The 15317-nt window shown below is 62.6% G+C and carries 16 protein-coding genes and 1 pseudogene; 5 read left to right on the top strand and 12 right to left on the bottom strand.

Features of this window, described 5'->3' with window-relative positions:
- The 3 genes from BP737_RS06700 to BP737_RS06690 all read right to left on the bottom strand — a co-directional run.
- On the bottom strand, positions 1 to 208 hold a 208-nt coding region (locus tag BP737_RS06700), incomplete at its 3' end, for a BRO family protein (protein WP_342686051.1).
- A 100-nt stretch (positions 209 to 308) separates the two neighbouring features.
- Positions 309 to 1814 (bottom strand): type I restriction-modification system subunit M, encoded by a 1506-nt coding sequence (locus BP737_RS06695; RefSeq protein ID WP_292405423.1) that lies wholly within the window; start codon positions 1812 to 1814, stop codon positions 309 to 311.
- A gap of 10 nt (positions 1815 to 1824) precedes the next feature.
- Entirely contained in the window at positions 1825 to 2352 is a 528-nt protein-coding gene (locus tag BP737_RS06690) for a hypothetical protein (RefSeq protein ID WP_292405426.1), read from the bottom strand.
- A 709-nt stretch (positions 2353 to 3061) separates the two neighbouring features.
- Here BP737_RS06690 and BP737_RS06685 point away from each other — a divergent pair.
- Entirely contained in the window at positions 3062 to 3241 is a 180-nt protein-coding gene (locus BP737_RS06685) for a hypothetical protein (RefSeq protein WP_292405429.1), read from the top strand.
- 183 nt (positions 3242 to 3424) lie between these two features.
- Entirely contained in the window at positions 3425 to 3898 is a 474-nt protein-coding gene (locus BP737_RS06680) for a universal stress protein (protein WP_292405432.1), read from the top strand.
- A 23-nt stretch (positions 3899 to 3921) separates the two neighbouring features.
- Here BP737_RS06680 and BP737_RS06675 read toward each other — a convergent pair whose 3' ends face one another.
- The 7 genes from BP737_RS06675 to BP737_RS06645 all read right to left on the bottom strand — a co-directional run bounded on the left by BP737_RS06675 (position 3922) and on the right by BP737_RS06645 (position 9455).
- The gene (locus BP737_RS06675; protein WP_292405435.1) at positions 3922 to 4506 is read right to left on the bottom strand and encodes a PH domain-containing protein; all 585 of its coding nucleotides are present in this window, start codon (positions 4504 to 4506) and stop codon (positions 3922 to 3924) included.
- A 135-nt stretch (positions 4507 to 4641) separates the two neighbouring features.
- On the bottom strand, positions 4642 to 4848 hold the full coding sequence (locus tag BP737_RS06670) for a hypothetical protein (RefSeq protein ID WP_292405439.1): 207 nt from the start codon (positions 4846 to 4848) through the stop codon (positions 4642 to 4644).
- A 101-nt stretch (positions 4849 to 4949) separates the two neighbouring features.
- Positions 4950 to 5339 (bottom strand): tautomerase family protein, encoded by a 390-nt coding sequence (locus BP737_RS06665; protein ID WP_292405442.1) that lies wholly within the window; start codon positions 5337 to 5339, stop codon positions 4950 to 4952.
- A gap of 34 nt (positions 5340 to 5373) precedes the next feature.
- Positions 5374 to 6540 (bottom strand): nitrogenase component 1, encoded by a 1167-nt coding sequence (locus BP737_RS06660; RefSeq protein WP_292405445.1) that lies wholly within the window; start codon positions 6538 to 6540, stop codon positions 5374 to 5376.
- Positions 6541 to 6600: 60 nt separating this feature from the next.
- A complete protein-coding gene (locus tag BP737_RS06655; protein ID WP_292405447.1) occupies positions 6601 to 7722 on the bottom strand; it encodes an isocitrate/isopropylmalate dehydrogenase family protein in 1122 nt (373 codons plus the stop codon).
- Positions 7707 to 8198 (bottom strand): 3-isopropylmalate dehydratase small subunit, encoded by a 492-nt coding sequence (locus BP737_RS06650; RefSeq protein ID WP_342686050.1) that lies wholly within the window; start codon positions 8196 to 8198, stop codon positions 7707 to 7709. The genes BP737_RS06655 and BP737_RS06650 overlap by 16 nt, the downstream gene beginning before the upstream one ends.
- 3 nt (positions 8199 to 8201) lie before the next feature.
- Complete coding sequence (locus tag BP737_RS06645; RefSeq protein WP_342686049.1) at positions 8202 to 9455, bottom strand: 3-isopropylmalate dehydratase large subunit; 1254 nt, start codon at positions 9453 to 9455, stop codon at positions 8202 to 8204.
- 147 nt (positions 9456 to 9602) lie between these two features.
- On the opposite strand from BP737_RS06645, the gene mutS reads away from it, so the two are divergent.
- The 3 genes from mutS to BP737_RS06630 all read left to right on the top strand — a co-directional run bounded on the left by mutS (position 9603) and on the right by BP737_RS06630 (position 14314).
- Positions 9603 to 12224 carry a DNA mismatch repair protein MutS gene (gene mutS / locus BP737_RS06640; RefSeq protein WP_342686048.1) on the top strand — a complete coding sequence of 874 codons (2622 nt, stop codon included), beginning with the start codon at positions 9603 to 9605 and terminating at the stop codon, positions 12222 to 12224.
- The gene (gene mutL, locus BP737_RS06635; protein WP_292406499.1) at positions 12221 to 13969 is read left to right on the top strand and encodes a DNA mismatch repair endonuclease MutL; all 1749 of its coding nucleotides are present in this window, start codon (positions 12221 to 12223) and stop codon (positions 13967 to 13969) included. The genes mutS and mutL overlap by 4 nt, the downstream gene beginning before the upstream one ends.
- 180 nt (positions 13970 to 14149) lie before the next feature.
- Positions 14150 to 14314, top strand: coding sequence for a hypothetical protein (locus BP737_RS06630; protein WP_292406496.1), 165 nt, complete (start codon positions 14150 to 14152; stop codon positions 14312 to 14314).
- Positions 14315 to 14369: 55 nt separating this feature from the next.
- Here BP737_RS06630 and BP737_RS06625 read toward each other — a convergent pair whose 3' ends face one another.
- Complete coding sequence (locus BP737_RS06625; RefSeq protein ID WP_292406494.1) at positions 14370 to 14999, bottom strand: PsbP-related protein; 630 nt, start codon at positions 14997 to 14999, stop codon at positions 14370 to 14372.
- A gap of 66 nt (positions 15000 to 15065) precedes the next feature.
- Positions 15066 to 15317, bottom strand: a pseudogene (locus tag BP737_RS06620) (peptidase S16); the annotation flags it as partial.

The raw sequence follows: 15317 nt of genomic DNA, 5'->3' as shown, positions 1-15317 counted from the left end.
TGTTGACGTCAACAAAATGGTCTGAAACCTCATGTTTTGTCGTTTGACAGGATTCTTTGGCCTTATCAATGACTTTCATGAAATTACGCCACTCCTTGTAGCCAAGCAACGTCTGAAGGTCCCGGGCATACCAGAACTCGACCCCGCCCGCATCACGGACATAGTCCTCGAAATGCCGGTGAAGCCGGTGCACGATCTCGGGCTTCATAGAATGCCTCCGCACCGAACCATCCGGAACTCCCGGATAATTGTCCGACGGTCGAGTTCCCCGGCAACGGTGCGGCCAACCGGCCCCGGCACCCCCACGCTCACTTCGACCCCCCCGTGTAGCCCAGTTCCTCCAGGTACCAGTCCATCTCTGCCTCGATAACCGCCCGGCGTTCCCGCAGGTCGTGCAGTTCCCGCGCCACCGCCGCCACATCCACGACCTCCTCCTCGGGCGTCGTGTCCACGTAGCGGGTAATATTTAAGCTGTAATCGTTCTCCTCGATCTCCTCCATCGGAACGACCCGGCAGAACTTCTCCACGTCCCGATACTCCCGGTAGGCCGTCACGATCTTCTCGATATCCATCTTTCGCAAGCAGTTCTGGTTCTTCCCCTCCTGGAACTCCGCCGAGGCCTCGATGAAGAGGACTTTCCCCTTCCGTTCGGTGGGTTTGTCCTTGTTGACGACCAGGACCGCGGCCGGGATCGATGTACCGAAGAAGAGGTTCGGTGCAAGCCCGATCACCGCCTCCACCAGATCGTCCTTGAGGACGTTCGTCCGGATCTTCCCCTCGGCACCGCCCCGGAAGAGCACGCCGTGCGGCACGATGACCGCGAGTTTCCCGGTCTCATTGAGGACGTTGATCATGTGGAGCACGAAGGCCCAGTCCCCTTTCGTCGCCGGCGGCAGTCCGTAGCCGAACCGGCCATACGGATCAGCCTTTGCCGTCTCCTGGCCCCACTTGTCGAGCGAGAAGGGTGGATTACTGATTATCCGGTCGAACTGCATGAGGTGGCTGTCAAGCAGGAACTGCGGTTCCCGGATCGTATCCCCTGCCCTGATATCGGCGTCGATGTAGCCGTGGAGGAGCATGTTCATCTTGCAGAGGCCCCAGGTCCCGATGTTCTTCTCCTGCCCGGTCAGGGTGAGATTTGCCGGATCGCCCCCTTCCTCCTTCACGAGCCTCGCACACTGAATTACCGCGCCGCCCGAGCCGCAACAGGGGTCGTGAATGCGCATCCCTTCCTTCGGATCGAGGAGCCTGGCCAGCAGAGCGGCGACCTGATGGGGTGTGAAGAATTCTCCCCCCTTCTTTCCGGCATCGTCGGCAAACCGCTCTATGAGGTACATATACACGTCCCCGAGCATATCCGGACTTTCCAGGTCGGCATTCCTCATCGGGATTGTAGAGAAGTTCCGGATAAGCGCGGAAAGGTTCGTGTCTCGTTGCTTGGTCTCCCCAAGTTTATACGAGTTAAAATCAATGTTCCCGAGGACTTTTCCCATCACCGGATTCTGGTCTTCGATCTTTTGCGTGATCGTGTTCAACCTGTCGCCGATCTCTACAGTGAGCTTCTGGATATCCTTCCACAGGCACCCCCGAGGAAGGTAATACTGATGTTCATCGGGATCGTTCCAGGCAAGATCGTGATCCCCTGTCTCCTGCTCGATCCGCTCCGCCTCCTCTTCAAACACATCCGAGAGGCGCTTCAGAAAGAGCATCCCCAGGATATAATCCTTGTAATCGGTCGAACTGATGGACCCACGGAGGATATCAGCCGCTTCCCAGGTCATCTTCTTCATTTCTTCGAATGTGATCGTCGCCACCTTCATCACCTCAGAGGGAGTTCATCATTGCATTAACAGTAGAATCCTGGAGTCTCTGCTCTTTTTTGAGAATCCTCGAATATTCAGCTGCCAGCGCGAGATACCTGCTCAGAAGTTCTTGCTGTGCCATAGGGGGGACCGGGACCTCGACCTGCAACAACTCCCGAAGAGAGAGCCCCATCAGAGTAGACCCACCGGCCCGTGCAGTAAGGGCGCGTTGACCTGCGGAGCAGTTTAACCAGGCTGCGAGGAGATCCGGTCTTAGCCGATCCGAACACCGCAGCCCTACAAGGTTTGCACTGACTGCCGCGCCGGCAATACTGCCGTCTGCGACCGCGGCACGAAAAGGCGGGCCCCGGAGGGTGAGAACGACATCGCCCTCTTGAACGATATCGGTTTCCAGCTTTCTGGTATTCTTAACCCGCATGATCCTGACCGCCTCGGTGTTGATTGTGCCGTCGGCGATATCGCCGAGGTTGATCACCCGAATCTCGACGGTAGAGTCGCCGTCCTTCGGTTTCAGATAGTAGGAGGACATACCCGTGACCTTTGCGCTCAAGAGGTCTTTGAGGGGTTTCCCGTGTCCAGAATTCGTATAGATAGAGTACATCAGGTCACCGTTTCCACTGCGAATGGAGCATTACGAGCTGCCGGACTTCGTGTTCAAAGGCCGTGCGCCTAACAAAAACCTGATGCTGGCAGGAGACCACAGACCTTTGTCGGAGATTGCATGCCGTCATTACCGGCCGGAGCCAAGACTCAACGTAGTTATACTGTCGAGAATGATTACACACTTTTGTCATTTTGATATCGACAACAAACTATTGATGCCCGTTTATTTCTATTTATTGATTTGTGTGCGCCCGGATCAGGTACTTTCAGAATACAACTTTCTTCTTCCCGTACCTGCAAGAACTCTATGACCCGCTGGTTCGCCGTCTCAAACCGTGCAAACCCGGAGGGGATCACAATACTAGAGGCACCACTCCGATGCAGCCCGCACAGTGGAGCGGATCAGCGGTTCTTCGACCAAATCTCCGACTCGATAACGCCCCGTCGGCGACATACCAGACAGCACGGGATACCGGAGACAACGATTGCCGGGTGCTCCCGCGATACCGCCCATCACATCAAGCGCCTTTTCCACCGCCAGAATCGGGTTAAGGCCGATGTAACTAGTGCGGCCGGCAGGTCGAGCGGGACCGGGGGGCACCGGATCAGGAGAAGACAGACGCATCTTCGGGACCATGCCGATACTGGCCGCTGCAACCGGCACCCTCGGCATCGCCAGGCCGGAGAGGAAGGCAGTCAGGAAGAGAAGGGGAAAGAACCCGGCCGCAATAAATCTCCCGCCGGGTAGGAGGGCAAATACCAGGAGAGCGTCGAGAAAGCAAGCCCTCTTCACATACGGGAACGCCGCCGGATGACGGAAAAGGGGTGATACCCGGATCCGAACCGGACGCTGCAGCAGGTTTTCCGGAATTGACGGGTCGCTACGGTATATGGTATCACATTACGGCGATTTCATCGCCCCGCTCACCTGACAGATTCCGCACAGTGCCTTTAAATATTCAGTGGGACAGATACAAACCATCGGAGAGTAGCAGTGCATGTTCGAACGCATTCTGTTTCCAACAGACTTTTCCAAACCTTCCCTGAAGGTGCTGGACTATATCCCCGCGCTTCAGGAGGCGGGAACCCGCGAGGTGGTCCTCGTCCACGTCCTCGACCCAAGAGAGATCACCCTGATCGCCGCGGGCGGGCAGGGGTTCCTCGGGACCGTGCCCGACCGAGAGACCGAGGTCCAGCGGCAGCAGCGGGAAGAGATCCAGCACCGGATCATCGACATTCGCCGGGTGCTCGAGAAGCAGGGGCTGGAGGTGACCGTCCGGACGCCCATCGGCACGCCGGGGGCGGAGATCGTGGCCGCGGCCGATGCGGATGGGGTCTCGCTCATCGTCATCGGTTCTCACGGCCGGTCGAACCTCCGCGACCGCCTGCTCGGGACGGTCTCGGAGTACGTGATCAAGAACGCCCATCAACCGGTCCTGGTCGTCAAGCGGGAAGCGGCCGCCGGGAGGTAGTCTCTTTTTCCGGGGGAATGAGGTTATTTTTCGAGCAGCCGTTCCAGCAACGCCCGGATCGCCCGCAGTTCCTCCACCGTCGCATCCGCGGCCGGCAACTCTTCCGGCCCGGCCCCAGTCGCGACAGGGCCGGTCCCCCGCACGAAACTCATGATCTTCTCCTGGAGGTCTTTTGGGTCCTCGATCCCGTTGAGGACGATCTCCGCCCGGGCCTGGGCCGAGTAGCCGGCGGTCTGCACCCGGAGCGCTGAGAAGGAGAAGAGCCGCATCAGGGGGCCCTGGACGATATCGACGTTTGTGATCCGGTTGTAGGGCACGATCCCCGTCTGCCGGAACCAGACCCCACGCTGCCAGGTCACTTCGGTGACGGTGAGGCGGTAGGCGATGCTCTCGCAGTAGAGGGGTATCCAGTAGGCGACGAAGGCAACGAAGGCAAGGACAGGTATCGTGACGGCGAGCGTGACCGGCCACGGGCTGAAGAGGGCAACGGGGACCAGCCAGGGCAGGACGAACAGGGCGACGGCCAGGACCAGGGATGCGTAGAGGTACGACCGGAACGGCGGCACCGGTCTGAACGCCTCTCCGATGCGAAGCGGGACAAGGGGCATGATATCCACATAATCTCGGTCGGGACGGATTAAATCTTCCGGGCGGCAGGTCCGCTCCCTTCAAAAACGGTCTATTAAAAAAAGGCTGCAGCCCCGGACCTCACGCACCGGAGCATACGATAGAGAGGGGCAGGCTTACCTCTTCCCGCCCTTCTCAAGCATATCGCGAATAATCTTATACGTCTCGATCTTGTACTCCATCATCTCGATCCACTGTCTTTTCATCTTGATGCGAGACTCGATCATCCGGATCGTCAGTTGCCGCACCTGGTCCTCGTCAAGAAGATCGAACATCTTCTCAAGGAGCATCCCGTGGGGGGGTCCCCCGCCGTGTGATGTCATGCCGTTACCTCCCTCATACTCACCTGTCCAGAGGAACAGGCCGGCACCCCGGTATGCACCGGGTCATAAATACCTTATGGCCGGGTGCAGTTGCCCCGCGCTCAACGGGAGGACGCGAATGCTTCGCCGTGCTCGACCCAGTTCTCGACGGGCGGTTCGTAGAGGACGATATAGACGTCTTCGGGGCGGACACCGACATCACGGGCGAGGCGACTTACAATCGCCCGGTAGAGCGCCTCTTTCTTCTCTTTGCTGCGCCCCGGCATGAGCGAGACCTCGACGAGGACCGCGTCGTCGGACCGTCCGGGAGGCAGCGGGAAGTTCTCAGGTTTACGTTCGCAGAGCCGGATCCAGAGGGCGGCCTCCGGGGTCTGCAGTGCGTCCACAAAAGCGTCATGAAGGCTCTTGATGAGCAATTGCCGATATTCAGCGGGCTTCCCGTACCTGATCTCGATCTTCACAAGCGGCATCGAATCTCTGTTCCTCCACATGAATGCTCTCGCACCGGGAGTATTAACGCTTTTCTCAGGCGAGGTCCGTGCGTTCGCTCCCCGGACGCCGATTTCGGTTGATACAGGCGTTGAGCACCTCATCCATCAGGTGAAGCGCTCCTTCGATCCCGGCAACCGCACGGGAAGAGAGGAGGACCCTGCCCCGGAGCGGCGGCGTCAGCCCGACAAAGGCGGCGCGGGGAGCGATTGCCTGCTCGTAGGAGGAGCCGAGGATCAGGTCCGGTTCGGCATCCCGGATCATCTCCTGGATGGTTGAGAAGTCCATCGTATACGTGACGGCACCGCTCTCCGCGTCCGGATCGTTTCGGGCGGCGATGCAGGCGATATCCACCCCGAGATACCGGTCGAGGAGGTCTCGCGCAAAGGCGGCATACGCGTGCCCGGCGGCGATCACCACCCGGGGAGGATCGAACCTCCTGAGGTACTTCTCGCAGGCTTTTCGGATCAGGGCGTCGGCCCACGCGATCTCCTCGTCGACCGGCCGGGAATCGACGCCGTCGACCGAGGCCTGCAGCCGCCCGAAGGTCTCACCGACGGCATCGAGGCCAAGAAGCGAGCCGCAAGCGGTCCCGACGCCGCTTGAAAGGTCCGGGTTCGTGCCGACCGTGAAGGGTGCCGCACGATGAGCCGCGGCGTAGCGGTCCAGGCAAAAAGTGGTAGAGACGGTGGCGCCGGCGAGATTGAGCAGACGCCGCGCCTCGATGGCGTTCCCCCGGCAGAAGGGGTCGGTGCGGCAGATGCCGTCGATGTTGACGCCGCGCCCGTCGGGGTCCACCTCCGGCGCGATCTCGGCGAGCGCCCGACGGTAGCCGGCCTCGAAGTCCCCGAGGAACCCCGGGCTGTCGACGATGAGGACCTGGCCGTCACGAGCGAGCGCACTGAGGTCCTCGCCCATGACGGCGGGCACGCAGGTGTTGACCACGGCTATCCGGGAGTACCGGCCTTCGAGTTCCCGGATCACCTCCGCGAGGCGCGATTCGGCGCCGAAGATGACCTCGTTCTCGACGAGGAACGTCCCGTGGATGGGAACCCCGACAAGCGATGCGGGGTAGAAGTAGCACCCGCTCGAACCGTGAACGATGACGGCCAGATCTTCGAACCCGGCGAGGCAGGCGACCGCCCCGGTCATCGCGCAGGGCCAGAGCGGGTTTTCACATGGCGTATGCTGGTTATTTTGCATCGGTCTAGAAGATCATGGCGGTGCGGGGATATAAAAAGACGGGAAATGGGGGCGGCCGCCTTACACCGTCCGGACAAGCGATGCAAGGTAACGCCCGACCTCGCTCGTCTTCTTCGCACCGCCCATATCCCGGGTCACGAACCCGTCGAGGATGCTTCTCTCGATAGTCCGAAGGACCGCTGCCGCCGCCTCGTGCTCGCCGATGTGGTCGAGAAGCAGTGAACCGGCCCAGACGGTGGCGAGCGGGTTTGCAACGTCGCATCCGCGGTACTTCGGCGCGGAGCCGTGGATCGGCTCGAACATCGAGGTGCCGTTCGGGTTGATGTTCCCGCCGGGAGCGAGCCCGAGCCCGCCCTGAATCATGGCCCCGAGGTCGGTGATGATGTCGCCGAACATGTTCGGCGTGACGACGACGTCGAACCACTCGGGGTTCTTGACGAACCACATCGTGACGGCGTCGACGAAGTTGAACTCCGTCGCGACGTCGGGATATCCGGCGGCGACTTCGTTGAAAACATCCCGCCAGAGGCCGTAGACGTCGGAGAGGACGTTTGCCTTGTCGACCGAGGTGACCTTCTTATCTCTCCTTTCGGCGAGGTCGAAGGCGTAGCGGATCGCCCGCTCTGCGCCCGGCCGGGTGACGACGCCGATCTGGTAGGCGAGTTCGTCGGCGTCGGTCTCGACGTCCAGTCCGAACCTGACGTTATAGAGGTCGCGGACGACCTCGAGGGTCTTCTTCTCGTGCGTACCGGCGAACCGCGAGCCGATGCCGACGTAGAAGTCCTCGGTATTCTCCCGGACCACCACAAAGTCGATGTCCTCCGGCTTCTTGTTCGCGAGCGGTGTCCAGACGCCATCGAGGAGTTTGACCGGCCGGAGGTTGATGAACTGGTCGAAGTGAAACCGGATCGCAAGCAGGATGCCCTTCTCGAGGACTCCGGGCTTCACCCGGGGATCGCCGATGGCCCCGAAGTAGATCGCCTTGAACTTCGAGAGGTCCCGGATGTCCTCTTCCGTGAGGAGTTCCCCGGTCGCGAGGTAGCGCTCCGCGCCGATGTCGAAGTCGGTCCACGCTATGTCGAACCCGAACCGCTCTCCCGCGGCGTCGAGGACCTCTTTACCCGCCGCCACGATCTCGGGACCGATCCCGTCTCCGCCGATTGCCGCTACTCGATGTTGCATATCTCCACCTTATCCAGATTTTTTGCGTAAGCCACGAGGCCCCCGGCCTCGACGATCTCTTTCAGGAACCCGGGCACCGGCTCGACGGGGAGCCGCTGCCCGTTCGCCTCGATGAAACCCCCGGCGAGGTCCACCGATACGGTGTCGCCGTCCCGGATCGCGTCGGTCTCAGGGCAGACCAGGGGCAGGAGCCCCGTATTGACGGCGTTCCGGTAGAAGATCCGGGCAAAGGACTTTGCGACCACGACCCGGACCCCGGCCCCGAGGAGCGCAAGCGGCGCATGTTCTCGCGAGGAGCCGCACCCGAAGTTGGTTCCGCCGACGACGACATCGCCCTCCCGCACATCTCTAGCAAACTCGTTCCTCGTTCCCTCAAACGCGTGCTTCGCAAGCTCCGCCGGGTCGTAGATCGTCAGGAATCTGCCCGGGATGATCGCGTCCGTATCGATATCGTCGCCGAACTTCCATACCCGCATGTTTTACACCTCCCTCGGGTCGGTGATCTCGCCGTAGAGGGCGCTTGCCGCAGCCGTCGCCGGCGAGGCAAGATAGACCGACGCCTGCGTGCTTCCCTGCCTGCCCCGGAAGTTCCGGTTCGACGTGGAGAGCGAGACCTCGCCGGGGGCGAGGAGCCCGAACGCCCCGCCCATGCAGGGGCCGCAGCAGGGGGCCTCGACGAGGGCTCCCGCCTCGACGAACCGCTCGACGAGGCCGGCCCGGAGGGCCTTGAGGTACTCGGTGCGTGAGGCCGGGATGACGATCACCCGGACGCCGTCTGCAAAGCGGTCGGCGGTCCCGAGCACCCCGGCGGCCTCCGCAAGGTCCTCGTAGCGCCCATTGGTGCAGGAGCCGATGAAGACCTGGTCGACCTTCGTCCCCGCGACGTCGGCGACGTCCACGACGTTGTCCACGTTATGGGGGACGGCGACCTGCGGAGAAAGGTCGGTGACGTCGTAGTGCCTGCGCTCCCGGTAGTCTGCGTCTGCGTCGCCGGCAAGATCGAGCGGTTCGACCCCGCGGCGGGCGGCGACGTAGTCCCGGGTAGTCTCGTCGGGCCGGACGATTCCCGCCTTTGCCCCCATCTCGATCGCCATGTTCGCACAGGTCATCCGGCCCGCCATGTCCATATCGTGCATGGCCCCGCCGGTGAACTCAAGCGCCGTATAGGTCGCACCGTCGGCGCCGATGTCGCCGACGAGCGAGAGGATCAGGTCTTTTGGACCGACTCTCCGGCCGAAGGCCCCGTCGATCTCAAGAAGGATGCTCTCGGGCACCCGGAAGTAGAGCGCACCGAACTTCAGCACGAACCCCATATCGGTCGAACCGATGCCGGTCGCAAACGCACCCGCCGCACCGTAGGTGCAGGTGTGGGAGTCGGTCCCGACGATGATCTCGCCGGGCGCCGCCCGCCCTTTCTCCATAACAACCTGGTGGCAGACGCCCTCGAGAAGGTCGTAGTTGCGGATCCCCTGCTCCTCTGCAAACCGCCTCATGAAGACATGGTTCTCGGCGGCCGGTATCGAATCGGCGGGCACCTGGTGATCGAAGAGCATGATGATCCGATCCGGATCATAAACGCGCTTTCCACCCATCTCGCCAAAGACGCGGACCGCCAGCGGACCGGTGATGTCGTGGATCATCGCCGCATCCACCGGCGCCATCACGACGTCACCTGCGCGGACGGTCCGGCCGCATTTCATTGAGAATATCTTCTCTGCGATCGTCGCCGCCATAATACTTTCGCGTTATTTGTGTGCGCTCCAGACGTATGTAGTTTGGCAGGGCCCGCCCTGTCCGGGCATCGAACCGCGACCGTATCCGGCGAAATTCCGGGGGAGTTACTCTTATGTTGCTCTGTGTGGACTGTATAAAGAGAAGTGATGACCGACGGACCGACCCCGGCAATGCGGCAGTATTACTCAGTGAAGGCCCGGTACCCCGATGCCATTCTCTTCTTCCGGATGGGGGACTTTTACGAGACGTTCGGTGAGGACGCCGGCGTGGTGGCCCGGGAACTCGATATCACCCTGACCGCCCGGGGAAGGGATAAGAACGGCGACCGGATGCCGCTTGCGGGAGTACCCCACCACGCCGCCGACGGCTACATCGCCCGCCTGGTAGGCAAGGGCTACAAGGTGGTGATCTGCGACCAGATCGAGGACCCGAAGACCGCAAAAGGCGTGGTGAAGCGGGATGTCACGAGGGTGATCACCCCGGGAACCCTGATCGACTCCTCGATGCTCGGCTCTGCGGGAGCCCATTACCTGATGGCGATAGCCCCCGACCGGAAGGAGACCTTCGGCCTCGCGTTCCTGGACGTCTCCACCGGTGAGTTCTTCGTCTCCGCCGGGAGCGGCGCGCATGACTGCGCCGATATCGTCTCGGAGGTGGTGAGATACCGCCCGTCGGAGGCAATCGTCCCCGAGAGCCTTGCAGGCGCGCTTCCCGCCCGGCTCGAAAACCTCGGGGTGACGGTGAGCCGCTACCGCGACGACTCTTTCGATCCCGGTGCAGCATTTGAGTGTCTCTGCGGGCAGTTCGGAACCGCGACGCTCGACGGCTACGGGTGCGCCGACATGGCGGGAGCAATCGCCGCGGCCGGGGCGGCTCTCCGCTACGCCCAGGAAACCCAGCAATCGCCCCTCGCCCACATCACGGGACTCGCGACCAGGGTCCCGTCGGAGAACATGGTGCTCGATGCGATCACGCTTCGGAACCTTGAGATCACGACGGGCATCCGGGGAGAAGGCGACGGGAACACGCTTCTTGCCGCGCTCGACGTCACGGAGACCTCGATGGGGAGCCGGACGATGCGGTCGTTCCTGATCGGCCCCCTGGTCAGGAAGGCCGCCATCGAGGAGCGTCTCGACGCCGTGGAGTGGTTTGTCGACCATGCCCTCGACCGGCAGGCGCTTCGCGCAGCCCTCGGCGACTTTGCCGATATCGAACGAATTGCAGGGAGGATCGCCTACGGGAATGCCGGCCCCGGGGACCTTTCGACGCTCCGCGATTCGCTTCGCGCGATTCCGGACGTTAAAGCGCTCTTTTCCGGCGACGCCCCGGCCCTCATCCGCGAAGCCCTTGACGCTATGAGCGACCATACCCGCGTGACGGACCTCGTCGACCGGGCTATCGTGGACGACCCCCCGGCGCTTGCGAAGTCCGGCGGGATGATCCGGGAGGGGTTCAATGCGAAACTCGACGAACTCCGGCACCTCGCGACGACCGGGAAAGACTGGATAGCGGAGTTCCAGCAGCAGGAGCGGGAGAGGACCGGAATTAAGTCACTCAAGGTCGGCTACAACCGGGTCTTCGGCTACTACATCGAGGTGACGAAACCGAACCTGCACCTGGTGCCGCCGGAGTACGAGCGCCGGCAGACGACCGCGAACGGCGAGCGCTACACGATACCCGACCTCCGGGAGAAGGAAGCGCTGATCGCGACCGCGGAGGAGCGCCTTACCGCCCTCGAAGCGGAGATCTACGCCGAACTCATCCGGACGCTCGCGGAGGACGTCCCGGGTCTCCAGGCGACCGCACGGGCGGTGGGACTGCTCGACGTCTACGCCGCACTCGCCGAGAACGCCGCCCGGTACGGCTACTCCCGGCCGGTGATCGAAGAGAGCGGCCGGATAATCATCCGGGACGGCCGCCACCCGGTGGTGGAGCGGCACCTCCCGGTGCCGTTCGTCCCGAACGACACGGACCTTGACGCCTCCGACGACCAGATCATGATCATCACCGGGGCGAACATGGCGGGCAAGTCCACCTACATGCGGGCGGTGGCGCTCTGCTGCATCATGGCTCAGATGGGGAGTTTCGTCCCGGCACGCCACGCCACCGTCGGGCTTGTGGACCGGGTCTTTACCCGGGTGGGGGCGTTCGACGACCTTGCTTCGGGGCAGTCCACGTTCATGGTCGAGATGCTGGAACTCGCAAACATCCTAAACAACGCGACGCCGCAGAGCCTCGTCATCCTCGACGAGATCGGGCGGGGGACGAGTACGCTCGACGGGTGCGCAATCGCCCGTGCGGTGGTGGAGTTCCTGCACGGAAAAGCGGTTGTCGGGCCGCGGACGCTCTTTGCAACCCATTTCCACGACCTGATCGACCTTGAGGACTCGCTCAAACGGGTGAAGAACTTCCATTTTGCCGTGAAGGATACGGGAAACGAGGTTGTTTTCCTCCGTAAGATCATCCCCGGCGCAACCGACAAGAGTTACGGCGTTCACGTGGCGCACCTTGCCGGCATCCCGAAGAAGGTAACCGACCGGGCGATGGCGATCCTGAAGGAAGAGGCGGCGCGGGAACCCTCGGGCGGACCGCGGGCCCCCCGCTACACCCAGATGCTCCTCGTCGACACCGGCGAAGGAGTCGTCGAAGAGAACCCCGCGGTCAGGGAACTCAAAAACCTGAACCCGAACGAGATGACGCCGGTTGATGCGCTGAATACCCTCTGCAGGCTCCAGAGACTTGCAAACGGAGAGGACGGTGAGCGATGACGAAGATCCGGGTCCTCGACCCCGATACCGTGAACCAGATCGCCGCCGGGGAGGTCGTGGAGCGGCCCGCATCGGTGGTGAAGGAACTCCTGGAGAACGCGATAGATGCAGGGTCGACGAGCATCCTCGTCGATGTCTCTTCGGATATGGCCGGGATCACGAAGATCCGGGTGACCGACGACGGGGAGGGGATGACGCAGGAGGAGGCGGTACTTGCCTTCCACCCCCACGCGACGAGCAAGATCCGGGACATCGCCGACCTCTCCGCCATCCGCACCCTGGGGTTCCGGGGCGAGGCGCTTGCAAGCATTGCCGCCGTCGCGGAGGTGACCCTGGTCACCCGTCCCCGGGGAGCCGGGGCCCTCGCCGGCACCCGGGTGCGGGTCAGGGGCGGCGAGGTCGTGGAGAAGAGCGAGGTCGGGGCCCCGGAGGGGACGACGGTCGTCGTTGAGCGCCTCTTCTACAATACCCCCGCCCGCCGGAAGTTCTTAAAGAGCAAGAACACCGAACTCGCCCACCTTTACGGCGTCGTGGAGAACCTCGCCCTTGCGCACGGAGAGGTCGCCTTCAGGGTGGTGCACAACGGAAAGGAACGGATGGCGACCCAGCGCTCCGGCGGGCTCCTCGCCACCGTCACCGGCCTTTACGGTGCGGATCTCGCCCGGACGCTCATCCCGGTCGAAGGCAGGCTCCCCTTCCTCGCTGTCCGCGGCTACGTCTCCCGCCCGGTGGAGAGCCGGGGGAGCCTCGCGCAGGTTGTTGTCAGCATCAATGGAAGGAGCATCGTCTCACGGCAGATCGCAGCCGCTGTGCGGGCGGGCTACGGCAATCTCCTCCCGAAGGACCGCTACCCGGTGGCGTTCATCGAACTCGCGATCGACACCGGTCTCGTCGACGTCAACGTCCACCCGACGAAAAGGGAGGTCCGTCTCTCCCGGGAGCGGGAGATCACGGGAGCGATTGCGGCCGCCGTGGAGACGGCGCTCGCCGGACACGATCTCGCCCGCGAGACGCCGGCCGAGCCGGTGCAGCAGCATTTCGGACCGTCGGAGCCGGCTTCGGCCCCCGTGATCGACGAGCCCGCGGTCTCCTACACGGCAGGGCACCGGGGACTCACCCTCTCCGACAGGCAACTCCGCAGGACGGAAGGAGAGGGCACGGAGAACCTCCTCCCCGCGATGGAACCGGTCGGGCAGGTGGCCGCGACCTACATCGTGGCGGAGGGGAGCGACGGCACCCTTTATCTCATCGACCAGCATGCAGCCCACGAGAGGGTCCTCTACGACCAGGTCGTGGAGCAGCGCGATGCGGCGGCCGGATCGCAGGAACTGATCACGCCCGTCGTCCTCTCCCTCCCTCCGAAGGAAGCGGCCGCACTCCGGGATGCGATGCCGATCCTTTCCGGCGAGAGGTTCGCGGTGGAGGAGTTCGGTCGGGACACCTTCGCTGTCCGGGCGGTGCCCGCCGCCCTCGGCGCACTCGAAGACCCGGGGGAGATCAGGGAGACGGTCGCCGAGATCCTCGCCGGCGAGTCCCGCACCGCCCCCGACCGGCGAGAGGCGGTCACCCGCATCGTCGCCTGCAGGGGTGCGGTGAAGGCGGGAGCCCGGCTCACGCACGACCAGCAGAAGCGCCTCCTCGCACAGCTCGCCCGGACGAAGACCCCCTGGACGTGCCCGCACGGGAGGCCGACGGTGGTGGCGTTCGATAAACGGAAACTCGACGGGCTCTTCCGGCGGACGTAAGGAGACCGGGCTGACCCGGCATAAAAGAGAGAACGTAATCACCCCATTTTCTTAATAAACCGGATTTTTTCGGGATTTTCGACAAAAGGCCGTATCAAAATGGTTTTATCTCAGGGAAATCAGAACGGCTATAGGTCACAGCGGGGATACACCCGCTGCGGACGAAAGGAGTCAAATCACGTGACATTACTCCAGCAGATCCGCCTCTGGATGAGGACCCGGAGTAGAGGGAAACAGTATCACGACCGTGAAAACGATCCGCTTCTCGAACCCTACTACGACATCTCTCCCGAAGCAACTCTCCCTCAAGACACTTCCGGAGCCCTGCAGGAAGAGAACAGGTGACGGGGACCTCCCCGACAACCGCTCAACCCGGGTTTATGCCTCTCCTCACTCATTTTTAAAGGAAACGGAACGATTCGGCCGTCGGAGCCGCGTCGATGTTGTAAATATCGTACTTTGGGGGGAATACGGTATGCATAACCGAGTAGATGACGTCGTCTTTGACGGCGTAGCGGATGATGAAGTCATACCGGTCCCCCTCGGGGACGGGGAGGGGGACGGAGTAGACCGACTTATACCCCGGGACGCCGTCAAGGGTGAGCTTCTCCGTGGAAACCCATTCGGCATCAATCCCGGAGCGAAGGTCCTCTGCATACGTCGCGTTCAGGGATTCGAGGACCTGTTCCGGATCGGCGTCCTTCTGGAGCGGGTTCGTGTTCACGCGGACCTCTTCGTGCTTGTCCGGCGAGGAGAACCATACGCTCTCTCCGGACTCGGTGTAGAACCACCCCTCCGGGCAGGTGACGGCATAACCGTAGGTGGCGTTGACGTAGGTGCCGTTCCCGGGGACGGGCGCCGGTGTCGGGGTCGGGGCGGACGTCGGCGTTTGAGTCGCGACGGGCCAGGTCGGATCGGGCCCGGGCGGCTGCGGCGGCGAGGAGAGGCCCGTCAGCACTACGACTGCGAGGACAGCGATCAGGGCGACGGCGATAATAACCCCGATGATCAGAAGTCTCTGTGATTTCATACGTACGGGTACGTCGCCCGGGAATGATAAATACTCTTCACCGCCGCGGGACAACCTGGAAGGGTATCAGAGGGCCGCGGCGGTTTCGGCCGGAGCAGGTACACGGACGTCGGCGAGCAGGTCGTCGAGGCTGGCCGCGTATGCCACCCGGATACCGTAATTCTCCTCGATGTACTCCTTTGCATCGACGAGAACCGGACGCTGCCTCATAATTCTCAGCCCGCCGAACGACCGGGCATCATCACGGCGGTCGACAACCTGGTCGTTCTCTTCAGAGAGGACAAGGAGGGTCTTCCCGCTTGCCGCAGCGGCCGCTGC

This window comes from Methanoculleus sp. UBA291 (assembly GCF_002499755.1).
Lineage (GTDB): Archaea > Halobacteriota > Methanomicrobia > Methanomicrobiales > Methanoculleaceae > Methanoculleus > Methanoculleus palmolei.
This window is presented reverse-complemented; position numbering and strand designations above follow the sequence as displayed.

What these genes read in the sequence shown, in the direction of transcription:
- BP737_RS06690 (WP_292405426.1), bottom strand. Translation starts at nt 2,352, where the DNA reads ATGTCCTCCTACTATCTGAAACCGAAGGACGGCGACTCTACCGTCGAG.
- BP737_RS06685 (WP_292405429.1), top strand. Translation starts at nt 3,062, where the DNA reads ATGCCGATACTGGCCGCTGCAACCGGCACCCTCGGCATCGCCAGGCCG.
- BP737_RS06680 (WP_292405432.1), top strand. Translation starts at nt 3,425, where the DNA reads ATGTTCGAACGCATTCTGTTTCCAACAGACTTTTCCAAACCTTCCCTG.
- BP737_RS06675 (WP_292405435.1), bottom strand. Translation starts at nt 4,506, where the DNA reads ATGCCCCTTGTCCCGCTTCGCATCGGAGAGGCGTTCAGACCGGTGCCG.
- BP737_RS06670 (WP_292405439.1), bottom strand. Translation starts at nt 4,848, where the DNA reads ATGACATCACACGGCGGGGGACCCCCCCACGGGATGCTCCTTGAGAAG.
- BP737_RS06665 (WP_292405442.1), bottom strand. Translation starts at nt 5,339, where the DNA reads ATGTGGAGGAACAGAGATTCGATGCCGCTTGTGAAGATCGAGATCAGG.
- BP737_RS06660 (WP_292405445.1), bottom strand. Translation starts at nt 6,540, where the DNA reads ATGCAAAATAACCAGCATACGCCATGTGAAAACCCGCTCTGGCCCTGC.
- BP737_RS06655 (WP_292405447.1), bottom strand. Translation starts at nt 7,722, where the DNA reads ATGCAACATCGAGTAGCGGCAATCGGCGGAGACGGGATCGGTCCCGAG.
- BP737_RS06650 (WP_342686050.1), bottom strand. Translation starts at nt 8,198, where the DNA reads ATGCGGGTATGGAAGTTCGGCGACGATATCGATACGGACGCGATCATC.
- BP737_RS06645 (WP_342686049.1), bottom strand. Translation starts at nt 9,455, where the DNA reads ATGGCGGCGACGATCGCAGAGAAGATATTCTCAATGAAATGCGGCCGG.
- mutS (WP_342686048.1), top strand. Translation starts at nt 9,603, where the DNA reads ATGACCGACGGACCGACCCCGGCAATGCGGCAGTATTACTCAGTGAAG.
- mutL (WP_292406499.1), top strand. Translation starts at nt 12,221, where the DNA reads ATGACGAAGATCCGGGTCCTCGACCCCGATACCGTGAACCAGATCGCC.
- BP737_RS06625 (WP_292406494.1), bottom strand. Translation starts at nt 14,999, where the DNA reads ATGAAATCACAGAGACTTCTGATCATCGGGGTTATTATCGCCGTCGCC.